Annotated in this window: 23 protein-coding genes; 10 read left to right on the forward strand and 13 right to left on the reverse strand. The window is 73.1% G+C overall.

The annotated features are described in order from the left end of the window. The first annotated feature begins 154 nt into the window (after positions 1–154). Both ABJI51_RS30660 and ABJI51_RS30665 read left to right on the forward strand, forming a co-directional pair. A complete protein-coding gene (locus ABJI51_RS30660) occupies positions 155–2,005 on the forward strand; it encodes a phosphatase PAP2 family protein (RefSeq protein WP_348954523.1) in 1,851 nt (616 codons plus the stop codon). Further along, positions 2,002–3,327 carry a jacalin-like lectin gene (locus ABJI51_RS30665; protein WP_348954524.1) on the forward strand — a complete coding sequence of 442 codons (1,326 nt, stop codon included), beginning with the start codon at positions 2,002–2,004 and terminating at the stop codon, positions 3,325–3,327. Before ABJI51_RS30660 ends, ABJI51_RS30665 begins: the two co-directional genes overlap by 4 nt. A 322-nt stretch (positions 3,328–3,649) precedes the next feature. Here the strand turns inward: ABJI51_RS30665 and ABJI51_RS30670 are convergent, their stop codons facing one another. Then, the gene (locus ABJI51_RS30670; RefSeq protein WP_348954525.1) at positions 3,650–4,012 is read right to left on the reverse strand and encodes an antibiotic biosynthesis monooxygenase family protein; all 363 of its coding nucleotides are present in this window, start codon (positions 4,010–4,012) and stop codon (positions 3,650–3,652) included. Positions 4,013–4,077: 65 nt separating this feature from the next. Between ABJI51_RS30670 and ABJI51_RS30675 the strand changes: the two genes are divergently transcribed. Next, a complete protein-coding gene (locus ABJI51_RS30675; RefSeq protein WP_348954526.1) occupies positions 4,078–4,548 on the forward strand; it encodes a MarR family winged helix-turn-helix transcriptional regulator in 471 nt (156 codons plus the stop codon). On the opposite strand, the gene ABJI51_RS30680 is transcribed toward ABJI51_RS30675, so the two are convergent. Beyond that, positions 4,495–5,868, reverse strand: a complete 1,374-nt coding sequence (locus ABJI51_RS30680; RefSeq protein WP_348954527.1) for an amino acid permease — start codon at positions 5,866–5,868, stop codon at positions 4,495–4,497. The genes ABJI51_RS30675 and ABJI51_RS30680 overlap by 54 nt on opposite strands. 108 nt (positions 5,869–5,976) lie before the next feature. On the opposite strand from ABJI51_RS30680, the gene mmuM reads away from it, so the two are divergent. Beyond that, positions 5,977–6,882 carry a homocysteine S-methyltransferase gene (mmuM, locus tag ABJI51_RS30685; protein ID WP_348954528.1) on the forward strand — a complete coding sequence of 302 codons (906 nt, stop codon included), beginning with the start codon at positions 5,977–5,979 and terminating at the stop codon, positions 6,880–6,882. Between the two features lie 7 nt (positions 6,883–6,889). Here mmuM and ABJI51_RS30690 read toward each other — a convergent pair whose 3' ends face one another. The 3 genes from ABJI51_RS30690 to ABJI51_RS30700 form a co-directional block, all read right to left on the reverse strand. After that, on the reverse strand, positions 6,890–8,083 hold the full coding sequence (locus tag ABJI51_RS30690) for an ATP-grasp domain-containing protein (RefSeq protein WP_348954529.1): 1,194 nt from the start codon (positions 8,081–8,083) through the stop codon (positions 6,890–6,892). A gap of 67 nt (positions 8,084–8,150) precedes the next feature. Next, positions 8,151–9,137 (reverse strand): glycosyltransferase family 2 protein, encoded by a 987-nt coding sequence (locus ABJI51_RS30695; protein WP_348954530.1) that lies wholly within the window; start codon positions 9,135–9,137, stop codon positions 8,151–8,153. After that, the gene (locus ABJI51_RS30700) at positions 9,134–10,285 is read right to left on the reverse strand and encodes an NAD-dependent epimerase/dehydratase family protein (protein ID WP_348954531.1); all 1,152 of its coding nucleotides are present in this window, start codon (positions 10,283–10,285) and stop codon (positions 9,134–9,136) included. Before ABJI51_RS30700 ends, ABJI51_RS30695 begins: the two co-directional genes overlap by 4 nt. Positions 10,286–10,308: 23 nt before the next feature. Between ABJI51_RS30700 and ABJI51_RS30705 the strand changes: the two genes are divergently transcribed. Both ABJI51_RS30705 and ABJI51_RS30710 read left to right on the forward strand, forming a co-directional pair. Then, positions 10,309–10,956 carry a hypothetical protein gene (locus ABJI51_RS30705; RefSeq protein WP_348954532.1) on the forward strand — a complete coding sequence of 216 codons (648 nt, stop codon included), beginning with the start codon at positions 10,309–10,311 and terminating at the stop codon, positions 10,954–10,956. Beyond that, complete coding sequence (locus ABJI51_RS30710) at positions 10,953–12,245, forward strand: hypothetical protein (RefSeq protein ID WP_348954533.1); 1,293 nt, start codon at positions 10,953–10,955, stop codon at positions 12,243–12,245. Before ABJI51_RS30705 ends, ABJI51_RS30710 begins: the two co-directional genes overlap by 4 nt. Here ABJI51_RS30710 and ABJI51_RS30715 read toward each other — a convergent pair. The 4 genes from ABJI51_RS30715 to ABJI51_RS30730 are packed head-to-tail and all read right to left on the reverse strand — an operon-like array spanning position 12,195 to position 15,965. Further along, the gene (locus ABJI51_RS30715) at positions 12,195–13,172 is read right to left on the reverse strand and encodes a GNAT family N-acetyltransferase (RefSeq protein ID WP_348954534.1); all 978 of its coding nucleotides are present in this window, start codon (positions 13,170–13,172) and stop codon (positions 12,195–12,197) included. The genes ABJI51_RS30710 and ABJI51_RS30715 overlap by 51 nt on opposite strands. Next, positions 13,169–14,200 carry a GNAT family N-acetyltransferase gene (locus ABJI51_RS30720; RefSeq protein WP_348954535.1) on the reverse strand — a complete coding sequence of 344 codons (1,032 nt, stop codon included), beginning with the start codon at positions 14,198–14,200 and terminating at the stop codon, positions 13,169–13,171. The genes ABJI51_RS30715 and ABJI51_RS30720 overlap by 4 nt, the downstream gene beginning before the upstream one ends. Further along, positions 14,197–15,258, reverse strand: coding sequence for a GNAT family N-acetyltransferase (locus tag ABJI51_RS30725; RefSeq protein ID WP_348954536.1), 1,062 nt, complete (start codon positions 15,256–15,258; stop codon positions 14,197–14,199). Before ABJI51_RS30725 ends, ABJI51_RS30720 begins: the two co-directional genes overlap by 4 nt. Further along, on the reverse strand, positions 15,222–15,965 hold the full coding sequence (locus ABJI51_RS30730) for a hypothetical protein (protein ID WP_348954537.1): 744 nt from the start codon (positions 15,963–15,965) through the stop codon (positions 15,222–15,224). Before ABJI51_RS30730 ends, ABJI51_RS30725 begins: the two co-directional genes overlap by 37 nt. A gap of 124 nt (positions 15,966–16,089) precedes the next feature. Between ABJI51_RS30730 and ABJI51_RS30735 the strand changes: the two genes are divergently transcribed. Further along, a complete protein-coding gene (locus ABJI51_RS30735) occupies positions 16,090–17,415 on the forward strand; it encodes a UDP-glucose dehydrogenase family protein (protein WP_348954538.1) in 1,326 nt (441 codons plus the stop codon). Positions 17,416–17,535: 120 nt separating this feature from the next. On the opposite strand, the gene ABJI51_RS30740 is transcribed toward ABJI51_RS30735, so the two are convergent. From ABJI51_RS30740 to ABJI51_RS30755, 4 genes are all read right to left on the reverse strand, one after another. Then, on the reverse strand, positions 17,536–18,165 hold the full coding sequence (locus ABJI51_RS30740) for a hypothetical protein (RefSeq protein ID WP_348954539.1): 630 nt from the start codon (positions 18,163–18,165) through the stop codon (positions 17,536–17,538). Then, positions 18,165–20,537 (reverse strand): eCIS core domain-containing protein, encoded by a 2,373-nt coding sequence (locus ABJI51_RS30745; protein WP_348954540.1) that lies wholly within the window; start codon positions 20,535–20,537, stop codon positions 18,165–18,167. The genes ABJI51_RS30740 and ABJI51_RS30745 overlap by 1 nt, the downstream gene beginning before the upstream one ends. Beyond that, complete coding sequence (locus ABJI51_RS30750; protein ID WP_348954541.1) at positions 20,537–21,574, reverse strand: hypothetical protein; 1,038 nt, start codon at positions 21,572–21,574, stop codon at positions 20,537–20,539. Before ABJI51_RS30750 ends, ABJI51_RS30745 begins: the two co-directional genes overlap by 1 nt. Positions 21,575–21,683: 109 nt before the next feature. Beyond that, on the reverse strand, positions 21,684–23,090 hold the full coding sequence (locus ABJI51_RS30755) for an alpha/beta hydrolase (protein ID WP_348954542.1): 1,407 nt from the start codon (positions 23,088–23,090) through the stop codon (positions 21,684–21,686). A 156-nt stretch (positions 23,091–23,246) separates the two neighbouring features. Between ABJI51_RS30755 and ABJI51_RS30760 the strand changes: the two genes are divergently transcribed. The 3 genes from ABJI51_RS30760 to ABJI51_RS30770 all read left to right on the forward strand — a co-directional run bounded on the left by ABJI51_RS30760 (position 23,247) and on the right by ABJI51_RS30770 (position 26,699). Further along, positions 23,247–23,906 (forward strand): Pvc16 family protein, encoded by a 660-nt coding sequence (locus ABJI51_RS30760; RefSeq protein ID WP_348954543.1) that lies wholly within the window; start codon positions 23,247–23,249, stop codon positions 23,904–23,906. Next, the gene (locus ABJI51_RS30765; protein WP_348954544.1) at positions 23,903–25,888 is read left to right on the forward strand and encodes an ATP-binding protein; all 1,986 of its coding nucleotides are present in this window, start codon (positions 23,903–23,905) and stop codon (positions 25,886–25,888) included. Before ABJI51_RS30760 ends, ABJI51_RS30765 begins: the two co-directional genes overlap by 4 nt. A 103-nt stretch (positions 25,889–25,991) precedes the next feature. Continuing rightward, positions 25,992–26,699, forward strand: coding sequence for an eCIS core domain-containing protein (locus tag ABJI51_RS30770; protein ID WP_348954545.1), 708 nt, complete (start codon positions 25,992–25,994; stop codon positions 26,697–26,699). Positions 26,700–26,707 lie beyond the last annotated feature (8 nt).

Raw genomic sequence — 26,707 nt, forward strand, 5'->3', positions numbered from 1 at the left:
TCGACGATTTCACGATCTTTCCGCAGAAGAACAGGTTACTGCCCGGCGAATTACTCCGGACGCTGCTTGACCGGGATCGGCCGGGCGCTGATCATTTCCCGCAGCGATTCCCCGCGCGCCTTTCCTTGCCCGCGCGCCTTCCCTGGAGAACGAGTTGACCTTCACGCCACTGGACCGGCGGGCTTTCCTGCGCTGGTCCGCGTTCGTCCCCGCCGTCGCCGCCGCACCCGCGTTGCTCGGCGTGCCCGCCTGGGCGGAGGAGACGGCGTTCGTCGACGCCTACCGCACCAACGTCTCGGCCAACCGCACCCCGGAAACCAACGCCGTGGTCCGGATCCTGACCGGGATGCAGCGGCTCTGGCAGACCGGGTCCACTTGGGACAGTGGGGTCGTGCTCGACGCGGCGGTGCTGCGCGCCAACGTCCGCCACTGCGTCGCCGTCACCCGCGCCCGCACCGACGCCGAAGCCAAGCGCGCCTTCATCTGTGACCGTCAGCACCAGTCCTACGCCGCCATCGGCGGCCTCGGCCCGCTCGCCGACCTCTACCGCAGCGGCGCCAAGGCCGTCACCAGCATCACGACCGCCCCCGACGGCACGCCGCCGTCGAAGATCGACGACGCCGTCCCGGCAGGCGCGCCGGCGGGCTCGGCGCTCGGCGCGGGCGCGCACGACTCCGAACTCGGGCTCGTGGCGCAGCTGGTGGACACGCTGCGCGGCAACTTCGCCTCCGGCAACCCGAGCAAGTATGCCTACCAGTACCCGCGGCCGTGGCGGCTCGACGCCGACAGCAAGGTCGTCCCCACCGGCGAAACCGACGCGCTCGGCTACCCGGTCTACCGGTCCGATGTGGTCGTCGCGCCGCAGCTGCTTCGCCAGCGCAGCACCAGCCCGGTCGACGACGGCGGGTTCCCCAGCGGGCACACCAACGCCTTCCACCTGGCCTGCCTCGCGCTGGCCTACGCGGTCCCCGAGCGGTTCCAGGAGCTGGTGGCGCGGGCCTACGACCTGTCCGACACGCGGATCGTCGCCGGGATGCACTCGCCGACGGACGTGATCGGCGGCCGGATCATGGCCACCGCCCTCGCCGCCGCGACGCTCGCCGACCCGGAGAACGCCACCCTCAAGACGGCCGCCCGCGACCAGGCGCTGAAGTACTTCACCGCCAAGACCGGCACCACGGCCGACACGCTCTTCGCCCGCGCCCACACCGGCCCCGACGACTACGCCGACCGCCGCGCGAACGCGGCGATGGTCGCCCACCACGCCACCTACCGGCTGCCCGCCTGCGGCCGCGACGTCCCGATGACGGTGCCCAAGGGCGCCGAGGTGCTGCTGGAAACCCGGCTGCCGTACCTGGACGCCCAGCAGCGGCGCGAAGTCCTGCGCACGACGGCGTTCCCCGGCGGGAACCCGCTGCTCGACGGGCCGGAACAGTGGGGACGGCTGAACCTCTTCGCCGCCGCGGACAGCTACGGCGCGTTCGCCGCCGACGTGCACGTCACGATGGACGCCGCGCGCGGCGGGTTCTGCGCGAACGACAGCTGGCGCAACGACATCGGCGGCCCCGGCGGGCTCGTGAAGTCCGGCAGCGGGACGCTCACCCTCACCGGGGCCAACAGCTACCGCGGTGGCACCCGCGTCGAGGCGGGCACGCTGGTGGCCGCGAGCCCGTGCGCGCTGGGCAGCGGGAACATCGAACTCGCCGGCGGCACGCTGAGTGTGTCCGGCCTGCGCGCCGGCGGCTTCCACCAGACCGGCGGGACGCTGTCGGTCCGTCCCGGGTTCGGCCCGGCGCTGACCGTCGGCGGCGAGGCCACGCTCGGCGGCGGAGTCCTGCAGCTGAAGCTGGACGGCGCCTGCCCGGCGCACGAGATCCGCGTGCTGTCGGCGCGGCGGCTGCGGGGCCGGTTCGCCGCGATCCAGGCCGACCGCCCGGGGTACCGGGTGGTCCCGCGTTACACGTCCACCGGTTTGTCCGTCCGAGTCCTGCGGGAGTTCTCGTGAAGAAGCGCTTGACCGTGCTGGCGTTCGCCGTCGCGCTGTCCACAGTGGCCAGTCCGGCGGTCGGGCACGCCGCCGACGGCGGCACCTTCTCGGTGCTGAGCTACAACGTCGCCGGGCTGCCCGAGAGCATCTCGAGCGCGCCGACGCCGCGTGAGCCCGCCACGGCGGCGATCGGGCAGCGGATCGGCGGCTACGACGTCGTGCACGTCGAGGAGGACTTCAACTACCACGCGACGCTCTACGCCAACGACCACCACCCGTACCGCACGCCGACCAGCGGCGGCGCGGGCATCGGCAGCGGGCTGAACACGCTGTCGTCGCTGCCGTACGACACCGACGACTTCGAGCGGGCCCGCTGGAACTCCTGCCAGTTCGACTCGGGGGACTGCCTGACCCCGAAGGGCTTCACGTTCATGCGGGTGCGGCTGGCCGAAGGCGTCTACACCGACTTCTACAACCTGCACACCAACGCCGGCACCAACGACGGCGACCAGGCGTCGCGCGCGTCGAACCTGGCGCAGCTGACGGCGTTCATCCGCACGCACTCGGCGGGCAACGCGGTGGTCGTCATGGGCGACACCAACACCCGCTACACGCGCGCGGCCGACACGATCGGGGCGTTCGCGGCCGACAACGGCCTGACCGACGCGTGGGTGAAGCTGGTCCGCGGCGGGACCCCGCCCGCACCGGGCAGCCCGGCGCTGGTGTGCGACCCGGCGGCGGTCACGAACGACTGCGAGGTCGTCGACAAGGTCCTCTACCGCGGCAGCAAGCTGGTCTCCCTGACGGCGACGGCGTACAACAACGAGCACGCGAAGTTCCTCGACGACGCCGGCCGCATGCTGTCCGACCACGACCCGATCACGGTCCGGTTCAGCTGGACGCGCAACCCGGCCCTGCAGCTGTCGGAGCAGTTCGGCGGCCCGCACGGGGACTACTTCACCGACATCGACGCGGTCCCGGCGGGGGCGCGGGCCCGGACGTTCTCGCTGCGCAGCGGCTCGCGGGTCGACCAGGTCGCGGTGACCCTGGAGAACGGCACCACGCTGGCCCACGGCGCCACCGGCGGGACGGCGACGTCGCTGACGCTGGGCAGCGGCGAGTACGTCACGTCGGCGACGCTGTGCCAGGGCAAGTACAACAACACGACGAGGATCTTCTCGGCCCGGTTCGTGACCAACCTCGGCCGCGTGCTGTCCGGCGGGACGACGACGTCCGACTGCGTGACCCGCACGGCACCCGACGGCTGGCAGATCGCCGGGTTCCACGGGCGGAGCGGAGACGAGGTCGACAAGCTGGGCTTCGTGTACACCCAGCGCTAGCGGGTTTGCTGAAGGGCACCGTCCTTGCATCAGACGTAAGGAAGGTGCCCTTCGCTGCGTGAGATGAGACGAAGGTGCCCTTCAGCACGGGCCGCTAGGGTCTGTATCGAAGTGGGAGTGGCCTGGACACACCGAGGCCGAGTGCGGGAATAGGCGCGGTGGGGTGGCCTGCCGCGGCGATCCGCCGGGGTGGGGGCCAGGTGAACCGAAAGGCGCTTTCGGCACATCTGGTGCAGCGAACGGACCTTTCGTCTCACCGGATGCGAGGAAAGTCCCTTTCAGCCCGCTCCCTCGCGACCACCGAACGACTTCGATACAGGCCCTAGCGGGGTTCCGGTGTGTACTCGACGGCCACTTCGTAGACCATCGGCCGGGCGACGACGTCCAGTTCCGGGTCCTCCAGGACCCGCTGGACGGACGCCTGCCACTGCGGGTTGCGCCGTGCCTCGTCGAGGGCCGTACCCGCCTCCCACTCCGCCACGTTGACGAAGGTGATCTCGGCCCGCTCGCTCATCGCCCGGTACATCCGCGCCCGGCGGAAGCCGGGGGCGCCGACCATGAAGCTCGCGTTCTCCTGCCAGCGGCTCAGGAACCGGTCGCCCTGGGACAGGGGGACGGAGAACGCGTTGATCAGGGTCACCGGCGTGTCGACGCCGGCCTGGGTGTGTCCCACTGGGTTCGTCATGCGTCCCACCATAAACGCCCTAACAGTGATTGTCACTAAAAATGACAATCGGCTATGCTGGACGCGTGCAGCTCGATGACCGCAGCGTGTTCCTGCTCTCCCAGCTCGGCCACCACGTCGCCGACCGGTTCGCCGACGAACTCGCCCCGCTCGGGCTCCGCCCGGCACACTTCGGCGTCCTGACCCACCTGCGGGACGGCAGCGGCCTCAGCCAGCAGCAGCTGGCCGACCTGCTGCGCGTCCACCGCAACGTGATGGTCGGCCTGGTCGACGACCTCGAGACGCAGGGCCTGGTCCGGCGTGCCCCGCATCCGGAGGACCGGCGTGCCCACGCCGTCCAGCTCACCGGTAAGGCCCGCACCCTCCTGCGCGAAGCCGCCACGGTCGCCGACCGGCTGGAGGAAACCGTGCTGGCCCCCCTCGACGACGGCGAACGCGCGCAGCTCGCCGCGCTGCTGCACCGCGTCGCCGAGCACGCCGGGCTACCCCCGGGCGTCCACCCGGCCCTGAACCGGCGGCCGTCCCGCCGCGGGTGAGGACGCCGTGCTGGAGGACACACGCGCCGACAGCCAGGCGTGGACCAGCAGGCCGGCGGCGAGGAACAACGTGCCCTGGTAGACCGCCGCGTACCCGGCGCCGGCGATCAGCCACACCGACACCGCGAACGACACCCCCGCCACGGTCACGTCCAGCGCCAGCCGCCCGCCGCGGACCTTCTCCCGGTCCCCGCGGGCCAGCCAGTGCAGCTGGGCCGCCGCCGACAGCAGATACGGCACGGCGGCGGTGAAACTCGTGATCAGCACCAGGACCCGGAACACCTGCCCGGTCCCGCCGAGGTAGTTGAACAGGATCAGCACCGACGCCAGGACCACGCCGATCAGCGCCCCGGCCCACGGCACGTCCCGGCGCACCCGGGTGAACACCCGCGGGAAGAGGCCGTCGACCGCGGCCGCATACGGCATCTGGGCGCTCATCAGGATCCAGCCGTTGAGCGCGCCGACGATCGACACCACCGCCGCCGCGGCCATCACCACCCCGCCTGCTGTGCCGCCGAACATCGCGTTCAGCGCGTCGGAGAACGGCGCCGCGGAGCCGGCCAGCGTGGCGTGCGGGACCAGGCCGAACACCGCGACGGTCCCCAGCACGTACACCACCGCCGAGGCGACCGTGCCCAGCACGCCCGCCCGGATGACGTTGCGGCCCGGGTCCCGCACCTCGCCCGCGCTCACCGCGGCCGACTCCACACCGAGATAGGAGTACAGCAGGATCGCCGCGGCCGCCGACACCGAGGGCACCACGCCCTGGCCGGTCGCGTCGAACGGGCCGAAGTTGCCCGCGTGCACGAAGAACGGCCCGAGGATCGCGACCACGGCCAGCGGCAGGAACTTCAGCACCGTCGAGACGACCTGCGCGGCGGCGACGTACTTCAGCCCCGCGAAGTTCGTCAGCGCGGGCAGCCACAGCGCGGCCAGGGCGAGCACCGCCTGCCAGCCCGCCCCGCCCGGCACGGGGAACAGCACCTGCAGGTACCCGACCGACGCGACCGCCAGCGCCGCGTTGCTGGTCCACGTCATCGTCCAGTACGACCAGACCGACACGAACCCGGCGAAATCGCCGAACGCCTCCCGCGGGTAGACGTAGAGCCCGCCGGTCACCGGCGTCCGGGCGGCGAGCCTGCCGAAGAGCATCGCCAGCGCCACCGCGCCCACGGTGAGCACGACGAGAGCGACGATGCTCACCGTGCCGTACGGCGCGACCGTGGCGGGCAGCAGGAACACCCCGCCGCCGATGATGTTGCCCGTGACCAGGCACACGGCGGTCAGCAGGCCGAACCTGCGGGGCGGGTTTTGCGACATGCTCACTCTTCCAGGTCGTTGTTCGTCCCCTGTGGACGTTCAGCGGCCCGTGCATCCTACGAGCCGGGACAGTCGGCTCCCACGGACTGGGAGTGCTACGTTCGCGGCGTGCCGTCCCTCGAAGCCGCCCTGTCCCACGGCCCGGTCGTCCTCGACGGCGGGCTGTCCAACCAGCTGGAGGCCGCCGGGCACGACCTGTCCGACGCGCTGTGGACCGCGCGGCTGCTGCGTGACGACCCCTCGGCCATCGTCGACGCGCACCTCTCCTACTACGCGGCCGGCGCGAGCATCGTGCTCACTGCCAGCTACCAGGCGAGCTATCCCGGTTTCGCCCGGCACGGCATCACCGCGGCCGAGACGACGGAGTTGTTGCAGCGCAGCGTATCCCTGGCCCGTCAGGCGCAGGAGCGGTATGCCGGACCGGAACGTCCACTGTGGATCGCGGCCTCGGTCGGCCCGTACGGCGCGTCCCTGGCCGACGGCTCGGAGTACCGCGGGCGCTACGGCCTGAGCGCGGCCGAGCTGCGTGACTTCCACGCGCCGCGGCTGGCGGCGCTGGCCGAGGCCGGGCCGGACCTGTTCGCCGTCGAAACCATCCCGGACGTCGACGAAGCCGAAGTCCTCGTCGCGCTGGCCGCGGAGCTGGACGTCCCGGTGTGGCTGTCCTACACCGTGGACGGCCTGTCGACCCGGGCGGGCCAGCCGCTCGCGGACGCGTTCGCCGTCGCGGCCGGCGTCCCGCAGGTGATCGCCGCGGGGGTCAACTGCAGCGCGCCGGGCGACGTGGCGGCCGCCGTCGCCGTCGCCGCGGAGGTCACCGGGAAGCCGGTGGTCGCGTACCCGAACAGCGGCGAGGTGTGGGACGCGGCCGCCCGCCGCTGGACCGGTCAGGCGCGCCTGTCCGCCGACGACGTGCGGAGCTGGCTCGCCGCGGGCGTCAAGCTGCTCGGCGGCTGCTGCCGCGTCGGCCCCGCCGAGATCGCCGAGCTGGCCCGGGCCTGCTCCGCAGCGTGACGCTCGTTCACGGTTCGACCGTCAGCCGCAGCGCGCGCGTTGCCTCGTCGAGCAGCGGGCCGAGCTGCGGGTGCTCGTCGGCCGAAACGACCAGCCAGCCCAGCTTCCGGCCGGCTTCGGTGAACGGCAGCACGGCGCCGCCGGGCGCGGTGACCACCTCGATCCACTCCACCCCCGGTAGTGCGCGGACCTCGGCGGCCGCCGGCGCGGCACTCAGCGTGCCCGGCACGTCCAGCGGGGACGTGAGCACGAGCAGCTGGGCCGGGCGGCGGAACCGCGGCCGCAGCCGGACCGGCTCGCCGACGGCCAGGTCCACGCACGCGGCGACGACGTCGACGCCGGTCGCGGCCCGCGCCAGCTGCGGGAACCCGTTGCCCGACAGGCGGGCGCCGACCTCGAGGAAGTACGGGGTGCCGTCGGCGGTGACGATGACGTCGAAGCCGGCCGGGCCGTCCGCGAGGTCGAACGCGGCACACAGCCGCTGCGCGTCGGCGAGCAGCCGCGCCTCGACGTCCGGCGCGAGGCGGGCGGGCGCGATGTGGCCGCCGATGAGGAACCTGCGGCCGGGCAGGATCTGCTTTTCGGTGATCACCGACAGGGCGATCTCCCCGCAGCACAGGAACACGTTGACGGTGTAGTCGACGCCGTCGACGAACTCCTCGGCAATCACCTGCCCCGACGGCGAATGGCCGCGCGCGTACTCGAGCGCGGGCATCAGCTCGCCCGGCCGGTCGACCCGCTGGACGCCGCGGCACCCCGAAGCGTCGGCGGGCTTGACCACGACGGGAAGCCGGAGCCCGGCCGAGGCCAGCTCGGCGAGGTCGCCAGACTGCCGCCAGCGGTAGGCCGGAACGCCCACCGCGGCGGCGATCCGGTGGAATCCGGCCTTGTCCGAGGACGCCCGTGCGGCGGTGAGAGGGCAGCCCCACGGCGTTCCGAAGTGGACGGACAACCGGTGCCACGACTCAAGGCAGGTGTCGGCCGCGGTGGACACGACACCGGCGATCTGACGGCCGTCGAGCGCGGCGGCGATGGCCTCGTGGTCGGTGGTGGAGAGGTGGAGGAACTCGTCGGCTAGAGGGATGCCGGGTCGGTCGGCTCGCAGGTCGACCGCGATGGTGGCCAGGCCGCGCCGCCGGGCCTCGCGGTAGAGCACGAGTTGTTCTTCACCGGCGCCGAGGACGATCAGGGCGCCGGTCACGAGGCCGCCTCCAGTCGCGCCGAGCCCACCTCGCGGTAGAGCACCAGCTGCTCCTCACCGGCGCCGCTCACGACGCTGCCTCCAACCGGGCCGCCCGTCGGGGTGGGGCCACCGCAGGCGCCCCACCGTCAAGAAGATCCTCTTCAGCCACCGGAATGTTCGCCTTGCGCACGTAATAGAGCCGCCGCGGCCGGGTGTCCAGCAGCCTGCGGTGCAGGTACCGGCCCACCACCCCGACCGCCGCCACGCCGGTCGCGGCCGCCACCAGCCCGCCGGTCGCAACCGCGGCCACCCCGGCCAGTCCCAACATCCCAAGCACGGCGAGCACGAACGCCCCGACCACGGTCACAGCCGCGGCGAGGTAGACCGCGTTGAGCGGGCGCCAGGAGAACCCGAAGAACAAGTCGAACGCGTCTGCACCCAGCCTGCCGAGCCGGAAACGCGACCGGCCGTGGGTGCGGGGGAGATGGTCCACCGGCACGCAGGTGTAGCGGGCGCCGACCTGCGGGGCCTTCGCGATGACGTGCGCGTTCACCCACGGCAGGTTCACCACCGTGCGGGCGACCGCGGTCCGCGCCACCCGGAACGAACTCGCCCCGGCGGGCACCTCGACCCCGAGCATCCGCCGGGCGAACCAGAGCGTCGCGGTGGCACCTGCCCGCCGGAGCCGGGAGTCCTGCCGGTGGCGCCGGACGCCGAACACGAAGTCGTAGCCGCGCTCGGCTTCGGCCAGCAGCGCCCAGGTTTCGGCTGGCGGGATCTGCAGGTCCGCGTCGAGCTGGACCGCCCACGGTTTCGCCGCGTAGCGGAAGCCGGCGGTGACCGCGGCGGCCAGGCCGAAGTTCCGCGCGAAGGACACGTAGTGCACCCGCGGGTCGGCGGCGGCGAGCCGTTCGATCCGGGACAGGGTGTCGTCGCTGCTGCCGTCGTCGACGAAGAGCAGCTCGAGGTCGCCTGCCGCGTCCAGTGCGTCGCACACGGCCCGGTAGGCGACCTCGACCTGGGCACCCTCGTTGTAGCAGGGCACGATCGCGGTCAGCCCGGTGGAGGTCACATCAGCCTCCCCGTCCAGGTCCGCGGGGTCCGCTCGGAGACGATCTCGAGGTCGAGGTTGTAGTCGAACTCCCGCGGGCCGCGCGCCGAGATCCAGTCGATCATCTGCGTGAGGCCTTCGCACAGGCCGACCTCGGTGCGGTAGCCCAGCAGCCGCCGTGCCTTGTCGGAACTGCACATCGCGTGCCGGACCTCCAGCGGCCGGTCGGGCACGAAGATCGGATCGCACGGAACACCGGCGAGCGCACAAATCGTTTCGGCGAGCTCGAGAATCGTCACCGTGCCCTCGTCCGGCCCGACGTTGACGATTTCCCCCGTCACATCCGGATCGGTGCCGAGGCGGGTCAGGCAGGACACGACGTCCGACACGAAGCTGAAACAGCGCTGCTGGCTGCCGTCGCCGTAGATCACCGGCTGACGGCCGCGCAGCACGCGATTGATCATGATGGCCGCGACGTTCCGGTAAGGATCGTCGAAGCGCTGCCGTGGCCCGATGATGTTGTGCGGCACGGCGATGTTGTACTCCATGCCGTGCACCCGCGAAATCGCCTCGACCTGAAGATCGGCACTGTATTTCGCGATCCCGTACGGCGTCAGCGGCTTCGGTGTCATGTCCTCGGTGAACGGCGGTTCCAGCGCTCCGTAGCGGGACATGGACGAACAGTGCACGAACCGGCCGACGCCGCTGCGGACCGCGGCCGACAGCATCGCGACCGTCGCGCCCGCGGTGTGTTCGTGCACGAAGTGTGGCGAAAAGACCGACAGTCCTTCATAGGGCGCCGCCGCGCAGTGGAAAATCACCTCCACTCCGGCCAGCAAATCGAGGTGCGCCGCGATGTCCCGGCAGTCCGCCTCGCGAAAGACGACGCCGTCCGGGACGTTCTCCTTGAACCCGTCGATCATGTTGTCGATGCCACGGACTTCGTGCCCCGCGGCGAGTAGTTCGTCCGCGACGTGGCTGCCCAGAAAGCCCGCCACGCCCGTGACCAGAATCGGTGAACCCACGCTGAATTTCCCTCCCTCGGCCCCGGACGCCAGCGTAAACGGGACCGGACGGCGCCCGACGCGTCTGTTGGGGCCGGAATGCCCGCCCTTTCGGGCCGACTCCGTTCCGGGCCGGAAATCGGCCCTACGATCGGGAAAACGCACCGATGAGGGAGGGGGCGCGTTTCATGACGCTCGTGAGGCCGGGGCTGCGTGGGCACCGGACGTTCGCCGTGCTGACCGCCGCGGCGTTCGCGGCCGCGGCGGCGGTGTGGTTCGGGATGCCGCACACCAAGGCGATCCCGAACGTGGCCGTGCTGCTGCTCAAGCTGGTTCCGTTCGTCCTGGCGGTGGAGGCGATCGCGCACCTGAGCCTGAGCGCCACGACGCGCCGCCGGGTCGCCGTGGCGGCGATCCCGGTCTGCTTCCTGGTCTACTTCGCCTATTTCGTGCCGAAGATCTTCTTCGGCGAAGGCGTCTACTACCTGGTGCTCACGCTGACGCCGTTCCTGATCCTGGCTCTGGTACTGGCGTTCCGCCTCGGCGGCGGCGCGGGCGGGACCGCGCGCCGTCTCGGATACGCGATGCTCCTGCTCCAGCTGTCCGGGATCGAGGACCTGGCCTTCCTGACGGTCAACCACCACACCGATCCACAGTGGACACCGATGCCGCAGGTGTGGTCCTGGGCCGACCACATGAGCGTCTTCTTCGGCAGGCCGCTGTCGAAGTACGAGGCGTTCGGGTTCATCGCGGTGCACGTCGTGCTCGCCGTGGCCGTGCTGACCCTGCCGGACCGCCTCTGGCAGCGGCTCGTCCCCCGGCGCGCCGCGCGGTGAAACCCGCGGCGGCGATCCGCGTGGTCGCCGGCCGGGCGGTGGCACGCGCCGGCGTCCAGCTGTCGCTCGTGGCGCTGCTGCCCGTGTGGGGCGCGGCGGAGTTCGGCCGTTACGCGAGCGCGGTCGGCGCGTTCGGCTGGCTGGTGTTCCTGGTGCTGGGCGCGGAGAAGACCGCGCTGACGGTGCTGCCGCGCACCCCGCGCTTGGCCACCCTGGTGACCCGCACGCTGCTCGCGCGCGCCGCCGGAATTTTCGGAATCGGCCTGGCCGCGGCGGCGGCACTGGCTCCGGCCGGGGGCACGCCGGCGCTGTTCGGCGCGGCCGCGGCCTACGCCGCCGGGCAGGGAGTGCTCTCGACGCTCGCCTCGCTGCACCGCCTCGACGGCCACCCCGGCCAGGAGGGCGCTGCCTTCGCGGCGTTCGCGCTCGGGGTCGTGGCGCTGACCGGGCTCGCGGTCGCTGGGGCGCTGTCTCCGTACGGTTATCTGCTCGGCCTTGTCGCGTGCGTGTCCGCGGTGTCGGCGGTGCTGGCCGCGGGACTGCGCGGCCGTGTCCCGGACCGGCGGGCGATCGGGCTTCCGCTCACTCGGCGGATGGTGCTGCCGGGCGTGCGCGGCCGGGCCCTGGACCGGCGGGCGATCGGGCTCCCGCTTACTCGCCGGATGGTGCTGGCCGCGCTGCCCGAGGTGGCCGACAGCGCGTCGATCGCCGTGCTGTACGTCGTGCTCGCGGTGGCCGGGACGCCGGAAGCCGCCGCGCTGGTCTACGTCGCGATGCTGGTGTCGAACGTCGCCGGCGGGTTCGCGGTGCTGCTGATGCGGATCGCGCAGCCGGCGACGTCACTGCGGATGCGCGGGGTGGCGGGCGGGACCGGCCGCCACCGGGCCCGCCGGATCAGCGCGGTGACCGCCCTGGTCGCGGGCGGCGCGGTCGTCGTCGTGCTGCTCGCGGCCCAGGTGACGGCCGTCGCGGGGCCGGTCTGGTTCTGGGGCGTGCTGGCGGTCGAGCTGACCACGTTCGCCGCGGTGGCCTACGCGATGTACCTGGTGGAGAACACCAACGGTGCCGCGCTGGCCAAGACGTCGTCGGCGGCGGTGCTCGGCCTGACGGTCACCGCGGCCACCGCGCCCGCGCTGGTCGCCGCGTTCGGCGCCCTCGGCGCGCTGCTGGCCCTGGTCGCCGGGCTGGCCGGGAAGGCGGGCCTGCTGCACCTGCGGCTGCGTGACGGCGTCCGCCGCTCACCGGCCCCGCGCGACGACGAACTGCTCGGCCGCATGTCCGCCCAGTGAGGCCTTCACCGCGCCGTTGCCCTTGCCGAGCACGATGCCGCGCTTGCCGTGCGTGAGCGCCCACTCGACCAGCCTGCCGAAATGGTGGAAGTACAGGTTCCGCGCCCCGCCGTCGCCGACCGGCACCATCGACCAGTGCCGCCACAGCGGCCACCGCGGGTGGTCGAAGATCGTGCCCACGCCCAGCAGCGCGCCGGTATCGCGGTCGGTGTACCGCAGGACGACCACGTCGGGACGCCGCAGCAACGCCGTGAGATGGGCGGTGAGCTGCGGCGCCGGCGGCAGCAGCCGGCTGCCGTACTTCGCCGCGTTGAGCCGCAGCAGCTCGGTGGCGGCCACCGGGTCCCCGGCGCCGGTCGTGGTTTCCACGGACGAGGCCTCGAACTGGCGGGTGACGGCCCGCAGATTGCTGCGGCGCTTCTTGCCGAGCGTCCGCAGCCAGTCTTCGCGGTCTCGCAGGCCGTCGAGGGTGATTGTCCACAGTGGTTCCGTCGGACGGGACCAGCGCGCGCCCAGCGCCCCGGGATCGCCGACTTGGCGCACCAGGACGCCAGCGCAGCCGCGCCCCAGCTCGCGCCGCATCGCGCGGAGGTACTCCCCGAACAGCACGCGATCGTCCACAGTGGACCACCACCCGGGCAGGGACGGGCTCCCGGGCGCGTGGACGTGCAGCACACCGGCTCGCGGACGCCCGCCCGGCGCGAAGCTGGTGCGCCGTGGACGGAGGCCCGCCCAGCCGGCGGCGACGACGCCGACCGGCTCGCCCCCGTCGCGGGCGACGCTCACCAGCAGCGGTGCCCGCATGCCCCAGGCCTGGACGGCGAGCACGTCCCAGGTCCAGTCGGCGCGCAACCCGGCTTGTTCCCGCAGCGCCGCCCAGTAGGCGGGTTCAGGGTCGTGGCGGGGGTCGAAGGTTTCGAAGTTCACCGGCCCAGCCCCGGCCTCGTCGCGACGACGGCGTACCGAGGCTGCGGCTCGAACCCCAGGGAGGCCTTGACCTCCAGCAGGCCCCGGCCTGCCGTGAGCGCGGGCCGTCCGTGGTCGACCATGTGCCGCACACACCGCAGGTAGCAGTCGAAATACAGATTGTAGCGCCCGCCGTCGGTCACCGGCCGGGCGGCCCAGAAGTGCAGCACCGGTGTCTCCGGGTGGTCGACCAGTGTGTTGAACGCCAGCAACCGGCCGTCGGCGGTGTCGCGGTAGGTCAGCGTGTGGACGTCCGGGCGGCGGACCAGCTCGGCCAGGTAGGCGCCGGCGACCGGCGTCCGGTGGTCGAACCGCGGGGTGCCCAGCCGGATCTGGTGCGCGGTCAGCAGCCCGGCCAGCTCGTGCGGGTCGAGGTCGGTCCGGCCCGGCCCCGACCGGACCTCCAGGGATGGGTCACGCTCGATCTTGCGGGCGTACCTGCGGATTCCCTGCCGCCGCTCGCGGCCGAGCGAGGCCAGCCAGCCGTCGACGTCCGGCCAGCGGTTGCGCAGCACCGTGGTCGGCAGCGTCGCCCGGACGAGCCGTCCCGGGCCGGAAACGGCGGGCAGCACGTCCGGTTCGACCACGCGGTAGACCATGCCGAGCAGCCCGGCGCCGAGGCGGCGGGCCAGCGCCCGTTCGGCCACCCGCACCGCCGTGCGGCGGCCCGGCACGTCGAGGCCGTCGGCGAAGACGACGGCCGGGTGACCGCCGAAGACGGGCACGTACGCATCGGCCCAGTGCGGGCCGGACGGCCGCGAGGCAGCGAACCGCCTGCGGCCCGGGCGGCACACCATCGCCGCCACGGCCGCGACGATCTCGCCGCCGTCGCGGACCACCACCAGGACCGGCGGATTGCGGGTCAGCCAGGCTTCCCGCCGCAGCAGCTCGAACGTCCACACGGGAAGCAGCGCCCGCCGCCGGGTGAAGGCCGCCCAGCCGTCCGGCTCCGGCTCGGTCCGGGGATCGACGACCTCGGCGGTGATCATCGGCCGAGCACCGGCCGGGGCACCACGACCAGCGACACCGGCCGCAGTTCGAAGCCGAGCGACGCCTTGACCGCCAGGAGCCCGCGGCCCGCGGCCAGCTCGGCACGGCCGTGGTCGATCATGTGCCGGACACCGCGCAGGTAGCAGTCGAAATACAGGTTGTAGCGCCCGCCGTCGCTCACCGGCCGGGCCGCCCAGAAATGCAGCACCGGCGTCTCCGGATGGTCGAGAAAGGTGTTGAAGGCCAGCAACCGGCCGCCGGCGTCCCGGTAGGTCAGCGTGTGCACGTCCGGGCGCCGGACGAGCGCGCCGAGGTAGGTGGCGGCCATCTTCGTCCGGTGGGCGAACGCCGGGACGCCCAGCCGGTCGTTGTGGTCGTTGAGCAACGCCGCCAGTTCCGACGGCTCGAGGTCTTCGCGAGCCGGCCCGCGTTCGACGCACACCGTGGGATCGCGGTCGATGACCCGGGCGTAGCGTCTGATGCTCCGCCGCCGTTCCTTGCCCAGTGACGCGAGCCAGCCGTCGACGTCCGGCCAGGCGTTCGGCAGGACGGCGGTCGCTTCGATCGGCCGGGTGATCCGGCCACGGCCGGCGACCAGTGGAAGATCGGCGGGCGCGACCGTGCGGTACACCACGCCGAGAAAGCCCGGGCCGAGCGCCCGGCGCAGCGCGGTTTCCGTGGCACGCAGGAATTCGCGACGGACGGCGAGGTCGAGGTCCGGCGCGAAGGCGTAGGCCGGGGCGCCACTGAGCCACGACACCCGGATCTCCGCCCACAGTGGACCGATCGCGCGGGCCGGTGCGTACCGTCGCGTGCCGCGGTGCCTGCAGACCACGGCCGTCACGGCGGCGACGATCTCGCCGTCCTGCCAGGCCAGTGCCAGCAGCGGGCGGTTGCCCGCGAGCCAGGCTTCCAGCCGCAGCAGGGTGAAGTCCCACATCGGCGGCAGGCGCAACCGCCGCGTGAATTTCCGCCATGCGGCCGGTTCGGCGTCGGTGCGGGGATCGAGCAGGCACACGGTCATGTCCGCAGCACCGGAGTCCCGTGCCGCGGACACGCTTCGACCGTGCCCGGCACCCCGCCGCCGGCGAGCACGTCGACCAGCCTCGGAGAACGTTGCCGCAGCAACGAGAAGGCGAGCCCGGCGGACGTTTCGCGCGCGTACACCCGCGTCCAGTCCAGGTGCCACCGGCCACAGGCGCGGACACCGCCGAGCACTCCCAGCATCGGGTCGGTCACCAGCCCGTAGGGATCGTGGGGGAGGTCGCCGACTTCGTGACAGGGCACCGGATCGACCGCGTACGGCAGCTTCCCGAGTTCGGCCGTCGTTGCGACGGCGACGATCTTCCGGTTGCCGTGCAGGAGGTTTTCCAGGCCGGGCCCCAGCAGGCAGCCGCGAACCCCGCGCGGGAGATCCGACGGTGGTTGCGTGGCGATGTCCGTGCCGACGGCGACCACCGTGCCGACGCGCAGCGGCAGGCACCACGGCAGGACGGAACCCAAGCCACGCAACGGATCCAGCACGGCCGAACCTCCGGCGAGCGGGACGAGATCGGCCGCACGCCGCGTGAGGATCTCCGGGGCGAGCGCGCCGCCGTCGGTGCCCGTCCGGCCCGGGACCAGCACCGGGTCGGTGCGTCCGGCCAGCGCCCAGTGTTCGCGGTACAACGGCACGGTCGCAAACGACGACCGCACGAGCCTGCGATAGGCCGCATGCCACAGTGCCCAGCTCGCCCGGTTCCCCATGGCGAGCGAGTCTGCCACGGGATTTTCCCTTCCCTGTGCCATTTCCCGTTTTGCTGCCCGAAGGTGAGCGCGCAGGGACCTCATCGCCGGCAAGCGGGCGGGCGAGGATCGCCACCGGCAGGGAATCCTGGGGGAGGGCGCTGTGGAGCGGTATTCGGGTGCGGTCGTGGTCATCGGGGCAGGCTATGTCGGGTTGACGAGCGCGGTGTGCCTCGCCGAACTCGGGCACCGGGTGGCGTGCGTGGACATCGACGAGGGACGGATCGCGCGGCTGCGCGAGAACCGGGTGGACCTGCTGGAGCCACGCCTGGCGGAACTGCTCCACCGCAACCGGCGCCGCGGACGGCTTTCCTTCCACACCGAGCCGACCTTCGTGGTGCCCGCCGCGGACGACGTCTTCGTCTGCGTGCCCACCCCGGGACGTCCCGACGGGAGCACGGACCTGTCCGCCGTCGACGCGGTGACGCGCCGGGTGTCCGGGCTGCTGCGGCCGGGTGCGCGGCTGGTGGTGAAGTCGACGGTGCCGCCGGGCACCCACCGCCGCGTCGCGGCGCTGCTGGGCCGGGCCGACGTCGCCGTCGTGAGCAACCCGGAGTTCCTGCGGGAAGGCACCGCGGTCGCGGACTTCCTCGAACCGGACCGGATCGTCGTCGGTGCCGACGACCCCACCGCGGCGGCCATGGTCGCGCGGCTCTACGACGGCATCGACGCCGAGGTGCTGCGGACCGACGCGACCAGCGCGGAGACCGTCAAGTTCGCCGCCAACGGCTTCCTGGCGGTGAAGCTCGCCTACGTCAACAGCATCGCCGAACTGTGCGAACACGTCGGCGCGGACGTGGCCGACGTGCTCGGCGCGGTCGGGCGCGACCCCCGCATCGGCGCGGCCCACCTGCGTCCCGGCCCCGGCTGGGGCGGCCCGTGCCTGCCGAAGGACGCCAGGGCGCTGGCCGCGCTCGGCGCCGGAACCGGCTGCGACCTGTCACTGGTCGACGCGGCCGTCGCGGTCAACGCCCACCACCAGCGGCGGGTCGCGGGCCTGCTCGACGACGTCCTGGCGGCGGGGGAGCCACGCGTCGCGGTGCTGGGGCTGACGTTCAAGGCGGGCACCAACGACCTGCGTGACTCACCGGCGTTGCCGATCACCACCCTGCTGGCCCGGCACGCCAAGGTGAGCGCGTACGACCCCGCGATCACCGCCGCGGTCCCGGGCGTGACCGACCACCTCAAGCTCGCGTCGGACGCGGAGTCGGCGGTCGCGGGCAGCGACGCGGTCCTGCTGCTCACCGACTGGCCGGAGTTCGCCCGCCTGCCCTGGCGGCGGCTCGCCCGGTCGATGCGCGGAGATCTGGTCGTCGACACCAGGAACCACCTGGCGGCGGACCGGCTCGCGGACGCCGGGTTGCGCCTGCGCCGCCTGGGCCGGGCGCCGCTGTTCCCGGAACCGCTGGCCGCGTCGGCCACGTGCTGAGCCCGACCCGGCTTGTCGTGAGTGGTAATTCGGGTTAGAACCCTAATTGCCACTCACGACCGGGTCGGGAGCGCCGCCAGGAACAACGTGGTCCGTTCGGGGGTCGGCGGCGGACGCGAGTCACGACGGGGCTGGGAGCGCCGCCAGGGCCCACGCGGTCCGCTCGGGGTCGGCGTCGGCGCCGGACACCAGACGTCGGGTGTCCGGGTGGCGCAGGGCTGCCAGGCGGGTCAGGGCGTCCTCGTCCGGCTTTTCCGTCCGCAGCACGGCCTCCACCTGCCTCCTGACCACGTCGGCCAGCGCGTCGTCGTCGCGGCGGACCGGGACCCGCAGCGTCAGCTCCAGCGGAACCTGCTCAGCTCCGGCGACCAGGTCCCAGCGGCAGCGGAGAGCCAGGACGCCGCTGCCGCCCGGGGGCAGGGCCGGACGCAGGTTCTCCACCGTGAGGTACTGGTTGACCAGCAACGACACCGTCAGCCCCGCTTCCGTGAGCGGGCGCGCGCCCATCGGGCCGCCGAGGTCCACCACGTCGGCCGCGGGGTCGGTCAACGGCACGTCGAGTCCCTCCGCCGTGCCGGCGAACGAGAACCCCGTCGTCCGGTTGAGCGTTCGCGAGCCGCCCAGTGCGACGTCGGCCGGGGGCCCGTGGAGGGTCCACACCGCCACCATCGGCCCGCCCGCGAGGACCGGCAGCTCCTCGATCCGGACCGTGTACTCGTACGCCGCGGCCGTCCCGTGTGCCTCGGTCATCACAGGAACCGGAACGTGCGCTTGGCGGTCTTGGCGGCCAGGACCGAGTCCGTCACGGTGACCGTCACGACGCCCGTGAACCCGGCGGGCCGGGTGACGGTCACCGTCCGGGGCGCCGCCGCGGCAGGACCCGGGACGGCGACGGCGGCGGTCACGCCCTTGGCCGCCGAGGCGGCGTCGACCGTGGGGGTGATCGTGCGGCCACCGGGTTGCGCGGTGAACGTGAACGTGTTCGTCAGCGCGCCCGCCGGCACCTTGGCACTCCCTCCGGCCAGCGCGGACACGGTGACCGCGGCCAGCGGCACGGTGCCCACGAACTGGCGGTTCGGGAACACGGTGTCCTCGCCGCGCAGCTTCGCCGGGCCCGCGACCGTGCCGCCCTGGACGTTCACCGGGGTCGCCAGCGGCAGCCCGGCCGCCGCGCCGGTGAACATCATCGGCCCGGACACCAGGAACCAGTTGACGCTGCGCCCGGCCACCGACGACGTCATGGTGACGTCCGCGGTGGCCACGCCGTCGGCGGCCAGCGCGGCCGCGGCGGGCGCCTTCGGGGCGACCGTGACGGCCGTGAAGTTGATCAGCGGATTGCCCGCGTACGCGTCCTTCTTGGGCGCCGCGGAACCACCGGGGAACACCTGCTCGGTGACGAACTGGAAGCCCGCACCCGCCTTGACCAGCGACCGGCGGTGGAACCCGGTGTCGAACTCCGCGCTGTAGTTCGGCACGCCGGTCCAGGACAGCCAGTGGAAGCCCTGCCGGAACTTGGTCACCGCGGGCAGCGGCTTGGCCACCCCCGGCCCGACGAACTTGTTGACGTCGACCAGCGACTTGACGATCGCGTTGGCGGCCGGGGTGGTGTTCTGGTCGTTCCAGAAGGAGGCGCTGACGGTGGTCGGCAGCTTCGGGTTCGGGTTCGGGCCGCCGTTGACGATCGGCACCAGCTGGAGATCGTCGACGCCGCCCGCGGTGATCGTCTCGCCGACGCCCCTGGTCAGCGGCGACGCGGAGTCCGAGGCGGAGAACTTGATCATGTTGATCGAGCCGTACGGCGCGCCGGGGAAAGTCTGCGGCGGGCCGACGCTGATCACCTTCTTGGGGACCGGGTTGACGAACATCGCCTTGTCGAGGCTCGCCCCGGTGCCGGTGTCGGTCGCGCGCACGACGAGCTTGCCGGTGGTGGCGCCCGGCGTGATGGTCGTGCCCGCGACCGCGTGACCGGCCGGGGCAGGCAGCGTGACGGTCACCGGACGGCCCGCCGGGGCCGTCGTCGCGGTGACGGTGACGGTGTTGCCGGTGACGCCGTCGCGGTTCGGCTCACCCGTGTCGACCGGGCCGGTCGCCGACATCGGCGCGGGGATCGCCGGGAACGCGGGCACCGGCGTGAACGCCAGCTTGGTGACGCCGGCCAGCGCGACGGCGCCGGACACCGCGTTGTCGGCGGGGGTGGCCGCCAGCGCCGCCTTGACGGTGAAGTTGGCGCCCGCCCCGGCCACCGAGCCCGCCGTGGCGGTGATGCGCGCGGTGCGGGCGGTCAGCGGGGCGATGGTCACGCCGGCGGGCGCGCCGGTCAACGTCCAGGTGAGCTTCCCGGTCCCGGCGGCCGTCGCGGTGACCGTGACGCTCTTGCCGACCCCGACGGCTGCGGGCGCGACCACCTTCGTCACGGTGGGCACGGTCTGGACGACCGGCCTGCCCGCCACACCGAGGCTGCCGGAGACGGGCGTCGCGACCGAACCGGCGGCCGCGCCCGTACGTGCCGCCACACTGGGGCTGCCGGTGACCGGCGTCGCGCCCGTACGTGCCGCCACACCGGAACTGCCAACCGCCGCCACCGAACCAGCCGCCACGGCCGCGCCCGTGCGTGCCGCTTCCTGTTCCTCGTGGTCGGCCGGGTCGCTGACCAGCACTCCGTCGCCGCGGTCGGTGCCGCTGACCGGGCCGAGCCGCTGCTGCCGCACGTGGGTGAGCTCGTGCGCGAGCAGTTCCCGGCCCGCGCTGGTGCCCGGCGAGTACCGGTCGCCGGAGAACACGATGTCCGAGCCGACGGTGAACGCCGCCGCGCCGACGTCCTTCGCGGCCCGGTCCGCGTCCGCGCCCTGGTGGATGCGGACGTCACCGAAGTCGGCGCCCAGCGCGGTTTCCATCTCGCGCCGGGTGCCGCGCTCCAGCGGGCGGCCCGTGCCGGACGGCAGGAGCTGCGACCGCTGCAGGGCGGAAGTGACGGCCGAGTTGCCCGCGGCCCGCTGCAGCCGCGTCACCGTGTCCGGTGTGGACGGACCGAACAGCGGCGATTCCGGCTCGGGTACCCGGGACGGTTTCGCGGCCTTCGGTCGACGCGGCGGCTTCTTCGCCGGAGGTTCGTGGTGGTCCATCAGGGCTCCTGGCTCGCCGGGGACACCACGGACAACGGCAGCAGCTGCCGGTGGCCCGGTGCGGCGTCGCCGTCGAGCGTGCCCGCTGCGAGAACCGGCCGCAACTCCGTCGCGCCGGGCACCATCGCCGCGGTGCCGTCGAGGTGGAACGCGCAGGCACCGGCGAGTGCCGGGAAGTCTTCCAGCCGGATCCGCACGCTGGACTCGATGCCCGCGCCGTCGAACGCCGCACGCGGGCCGCACGTCCAGGCGTCGTGGTACTCGCACCGCAGCGGCCGGTCCGGGGTGCCGAAGACCGCGCAGCGCCCGTCTTCGAGATGACGGCAGCGGGCACTGACCGCGAGCTGCCACTCCGTGCCCAGCACGACGATCTCGGTGCCGGGGAACCCGAGCGCGAAGCGCAGGTAGTCCAGCGAGCTGATGCTGACCGGCGGGGTGATCGGGAACAGCACGGTGGTGCAGCAGTACGCCGGGCAGGACACGCAGGGATCGGCGAGGTCACCCGGCTGTACGGGCGCGGGCTCGGCCGGCCGCGGCGGGACGACGGCGGACTCGATCGGCAGCGCCTCGAACGCCTCCGCCAGCGATTCCACGGTCGGCGCGGCGACGACACGGCGGTCGGCGTCGAACGTCAGCGCTTCGACGATCACGTCCAGGCGCCGCCGGTCCACCCGCAGGTAGCCCTCGGCGCCGCCGGGGGAGAACGCCGTGCGGTAGAAGCAGGAGAAGGGGTTGTACTGCACGCAGACGTGCGGCTTGTCCGGGGTGCCGTGCAACCGGCAGCCCAGCGTGTCGGCGTCGAGGAACCGGCAGGCCTGCCGGTAGTAGACCGACCAGGCGCCCTCGCGCGTCACGCCCAGCTCGATGTTGTCGAAGTTCAGCAGGTAGCGGGCGTAGTCGACGTCGGAGAGGGTGGCCATCGCGAAGGTGGTCAACGGCAGGTACTGGCAGCAGGGCGCGGCCTCGCACGCCGCGCACGGGGACACCCGGGCGTCCCGGTAGGCCAGGGACTCGCCTGCTTCGCCGCCGCCTCGCATGGGTCACCCCCGTACCGGACTGGGCCGACGGACCAGTATGCGGCCCGGTGCCGCCGCCGCGCACCGTCCGTGCGGGCAGTCGTTCCTGCCCCGGCGGGCGATGCGCTGGTCAGGCGGGGCAGCTGAAGTCCCGCCGCGGTGCCTGCCCGGTCAGCAGGTAGCCGTCCACCGCCGCCCGGGTGCAGGCGTTCCGCGTGTAGATCGCGTGGCCGGACCCCTCGTAGGTCATCAGCGTCGTGTTCGCCGGTGCCTGACGGCGGATGTTGACCGCCCACGCGTGCGGTGTCGCGGGGTCGTAGCGGGCGTTCACCAGCAGGATCCGGGGCGCCCGCGCGATGTCGAGCCGGTGCGGCGGGTTCGCGGGCGGGCCGGGGACGCCGAGGCACGCGGTCGCTTCGCCGTGTCCCAGCGGGGTGCCCCGCATGATCGGCGACCGGCGCAGTTCTTCGGCGTACATCGCCGAGTACTGCCGGAAGTCACGCATCCGGAGGTCGAAGTCCTGGCAGACGACGGCAAGGCGAAGCCATTCGTAGTTGTACTCGAACTGCGCGGACACCGGCGTGCTGCCTGCCGCGGTTTCGGCGATCAGGCGGGCGGCGTCGGCCCAGTCCGGGCCGTACATGTCCGAGAACACCCGGTCGCGCAACCAGTTGTGCGGCAACGGCATCCCGTCGGCGGCCGCCTGTGCCTGCCGCCAGGTCGCCAGGACGTCCCGGCCGTGCAACGCACACGTCGTCGTCCGGTCGCACCACGCGGCGAACTGCCCGAACAGCTCGTCCAGTGCGGCGGCGCGGTCGCCGACGAAGTGCCGGAGGTCGGCGCTGTGGTCGATGGTGCTGTCCAGCACCATCGCGCGGACCCGGTCGCCGTATCGCTCGGCGTACTGCTGGCCGAGCAGCGTGCCGTAGGAAATCCCCTGGAAGCTGAGCTTTTCCTCGCCGAGCGCGCGGCGGAGCGCGTCCATGTCGCGTGCGTTGACGGAGGTGTCGGCGTGGTCGAAGACCGGCAGGTTGCGGGCCCGGCAGCCGGCGGCGGCCTGCCGGTTGTACTGCCGCAGGGCGTCGAACGCGGCCTGGTCGGCCGGTTCGCTGCTCGGCGGGGTGCCCGTGGTTTCGCACCGGATGAACGAGCTGTGGCCGGTTCCGCGCAGGTCGAAGCCCACGACGTCGAACCGGGCGCGGACTTCCGGGCTGAAGTAGCCGGAGGCCAGCGCGAACTCGGCGCCCGACGAGCCGGGGCCGCCCGCGTCGGCGAACAGGACACCGATCCGGCGGGCCGGATCGGTGGCGCGGTGGCGGGCCACGGCGAGGTCGATCGACGGGCCCCGCGGGTGGTCCCAGTCCACGGGCACTCGCAGCGTGCCGCATTCGCCGTCCGGCGGCTCGGGGCTGTCGGGGTCGTCGGGGCAGGCGCCCCAGGTGATCGGAGACGGCGACCACGCCGTGTCCGGGACGGCCGATGGCACGCCGGTCAGCAGGAGAGCGCTTGCGAGAATCGCTGCGAACACCGGGCCCATCCTGTCCGGTTCCGATCTCGCGCGAAAGAGTCCGGGAGACCTGATGCTTGCCCGTTCGGGCAGCCCGGTGTACCCGAAGGTTTGCCGCTGCGCGGCTGGCCGGTCGCCGGGCGGGCGATCATCGTGGGAGGACCGCCAGTGCGAGGAGGTCCGCCGGTGATCCACGAGGTCGACGAGGCGCTGCGCCGGCTGGTGAAGGACGAGGCGCTGCGCGGCAGCGAGGTCGACGTCGCCTTCGACGCGCCCACCAAGGACTGGGCGGCCCGGCGCAACGCCCCGACGGTCAACATCTACCTCTACGACGTACGCGAGGACATGCGGCGCCGGTCGCGGGGGCTGCTCAACGAGTACGACCGGCGCGGCGAGGTCGCGGCGCGGCACCTGCCGCCCAAGCACGTCAAGCTGTCCTACCTGGTCACCGCGTGGACCCAGCGGCCGGAGGACGAGCACCGCGTGCTGTCGGACCTGCTGCTCGGCCTGCTGCGCTACGAGGCCGTGCCCGCCGAGGTGCTCACCGGGTCGCTGGCCGAGCTGGAACTGCCGGTGCCGATGACCGTCGCGCTGCCGCCGCCGGAGGACCGCGCGTTCGCCGACGTGTGGACCGCGCTGGGCGGCGAGCTCAAGCCGTCGCTGGACGTCGTCGTCTCCGCGCCGATCCACAGTGGACGGGTCTACCCGGCCGGGCCGCCCGCGAAGGAAGGCCTCAAGCTCGACACCGGCGGCGGCGAGCTCGTCGGGCACCGGGTCGGCGAGGACGGCGCCGTCGACGGGCAGCGCCGGGTCGCCATGGTGCGGTCCCACCGGAAGTCCCGGTGAGCCTGGAGTACCTGTTCGAGCGGCTGGCCCGCCTCGAACAGCGGATCCGCGACGCCGTCGACGCCCGCCGCGCGGCCGACCCGAACCCCGACGACCCGTTCCGCGGCCTGTACCTGTCGAACGAGGCCATCGACGCGCTGCTGGACGGCCACCGCGAGCCGTTCGCGCCGTTCACCGACTCCGTCCCGGGCGGCAGGCTGGGCCCGCTGGCCGAGCGCGCGGGACTCACCGGCGTCGACGTCGAACTGCTGCTGGTCGCGCTCGCGCCCGACCTGGACAGCCGGTTCGAGCAGTTCTACGGCTATCTCAACGACGACGTGACCCGCCGCCGCGCGACCGCCGGGCTGGCGCTGCGGCTGTGCGGCATCCCCGAAGCGTCGGCCGCGGGCCGGGCCCGGCTCGACGCCGACTCGCCACTGGTCACCTGCGGCCTGCTCGCGGTCGGCGAGGACGAACGGCCGTTCCTCTCGCGGCCGCTGCGCGTCCCCGACCGCGTCGTGAACCACCTGCTCGGCGACGACCGGCTCGCGCCCGAGCTGGCCGGCTGCGCGCACCTGGGCACCGAGCTCACCGACGTCCCCGGCCAGGACCGGCTCGCCCGCGCACTCCACGGCCGGGTCCGGCTGGCCTACCTGAAGGAACATCCCGGCGGTGGCGCCGAGGAACTCGGGGTCGGCGCGCTCGCCGCGGCCGGGTTCCCGGCACTGGTGGTGGACGGCACACGCTGGCAGGCCGAGGCCGGGCACGCCGAGCTGACCGGGTCGCTGCGGCGCGAGGCGCTGCTGCGGGGCGCCGGGATCGTGCTGGGCCCGGTCGACGACCCGCGGCTGGCGGACCTCGCGCACCCGGCGATCCCGCTGGTGGTGCACGGCACCGGGGCCTGGGACCCGCGGTGGAGCACGACCCCGCCGTTGCAGCTGGACGCGCTGCCGCTGCCCGCCGCGAGCCGCGCCGAACTCTGGCGCAGCCGCCTCGACGGCAGGCTCGCCCCGGACGTCGACCCGGGCGCGGCGACCGCACACTTCGTGCTCGGCCCGGGACAGATCACCCGCGCGGCGCAGGCCGCGTCGGTGACCGCACTGGCCGACGACGGCCTGATCCGGACCGCCCACCTGCGTGCGGGCGCACGCAGCCAGAACGCCGCCGGCCTGCAACGGCTGGCGCGACGGATCGAACCGGCCGTCGACTGGTCCGACCTCGTGCTCCCGGCAGGCGTACTGTCCCTTTTGGACGAACTGGCGGCCAGGGCGCGCTACCGCGACCAGGTGCTCGACGAGTGGCGGATGCGCCCGGGCGGCGGACGCGGCCGGGGCGTCACCGGGCTCTTCGCCGGGGACTCGGGGACCGGCAAGACGATGTCGGCCGAGGTCATCGCCGCCTCGCTCGGCCTGGACCTCTACACGGTCAACCTGGCGACCGTGGTGGACAAGTACGTCGGCGAGACCGAGAAGAACCTGGAGCGGATCTTCACCGAGGCGGCGGGGGTCAACGGCGTCCTGCTGTTCGACGAGGCGGACGCAATCTTCGGCAAGCGGTCCGAGGTCCGCGACGCACACGACCGGTACGCCAACATCGAAAGCGCCTACCTGCTGCAGCGGATGGAGACGTTCGACGGCATCGCCGTGCTGGCCACCAACCTGCGGGCCAACCTCGACGAGGCGTTCACCCGCAGGCTCGACGTCATCGTCGACTTCCCGCTGCCGGACGTCGAACTGCGCCGTCAGCTGTGGGACCGCTGCCTCGGCGCCCGGATGCCGCGGGCCGCCGACCTCGATCTGGAGTTCCTCGCCGAGGCGTTCGAGCTGGCAGGCGGGCACATCCGCTCGGCCGCGGTCACCGGCGCGTACCTGGCGGCCGAAGCGGGCCGCCCGGTGGCGATGACCGACCTGGTCGGCGCGGTCGCGCGGGAGTACCGCAAGCTCGGCAGGCTGTGCCTGGACCGGGAGTTCGGGCCCTACCTGGCGCTGGTGACCGAGGGCTGAACTGCCCGTACGGGCAGGTTTCGCTGCCCGTACGGCCGCGCACCCCATCCTGGTGCGGCGGGCGGCGGCGCGGCAAGCTTGACGGTCGGCGGAGGGAGCGGACATGCGCGGGCACAGCCACGACAACGACCTCGAACCGAGCCTGCGGCCGAAGGGCGACCGCGTCGAACGCGACGACCCCGACCTGCTGGGCCGTGCGGCCGCGGCCGGCCGCACGGACGTCCTCGGCCCGGCGGGCATGCTGGGCCTGCAGCGAGCCGTGGGCAACGCGGGAGCCGCGTCGCTGGTCGAAGAGGAGCGGTCCCCGATCCACGACGTCGTCGGCTCGGGTGGTGGAGCGCCCCTGGACACCGAGACGCGCGCGGACATGGAAAGCCGCTTCGGCACCGACTTCTCCGACGTCCGGGTCCACACCGACGGCGCGGCCCACGACTCGGCGAAGTCGGTGAACGCCCAGGCGTACACGGTGGGGTCGAACATCGTGTTCCAGCGCGACAAGTACGACCCCGGCTCGGACACGGGCAAGCACATGCTGGCCCACGAGCTGACCCACGTCGTCCAGCAGCGCAGCGGCCCGGTGGACGGGACCGACGCCGGTGGCGGGGTGAAGGTGTCGGACCCGTCGGACCGGTTCGAGCGCGAAGCGGTGGCGAACGCCGACCGGCTGATGTCGGCCCCGGCTCCCGCCCCGGCTGCCGCTGCCGCCGTGCAGCGGGAGGAAGAGGCTCCGGAAGAGGAGACCGCGACCGCGCAGACATTCGTGCAGCGCCAGGAAGAAGAGGCGCCGGAGGAAGAAGCCGCGGCCGAATAGCGCCGGTC

It is taken from the genome of Amycolatopsis melonis, assembly GCF_040064235.1.
GTDB classification, from domain to species: Bacteria; Actinomycetota; Actinomycetes; order Mycobacteriales; family Pseudonocardiaceae; genus Amycolatopsis; species Amycolatopsis melonis.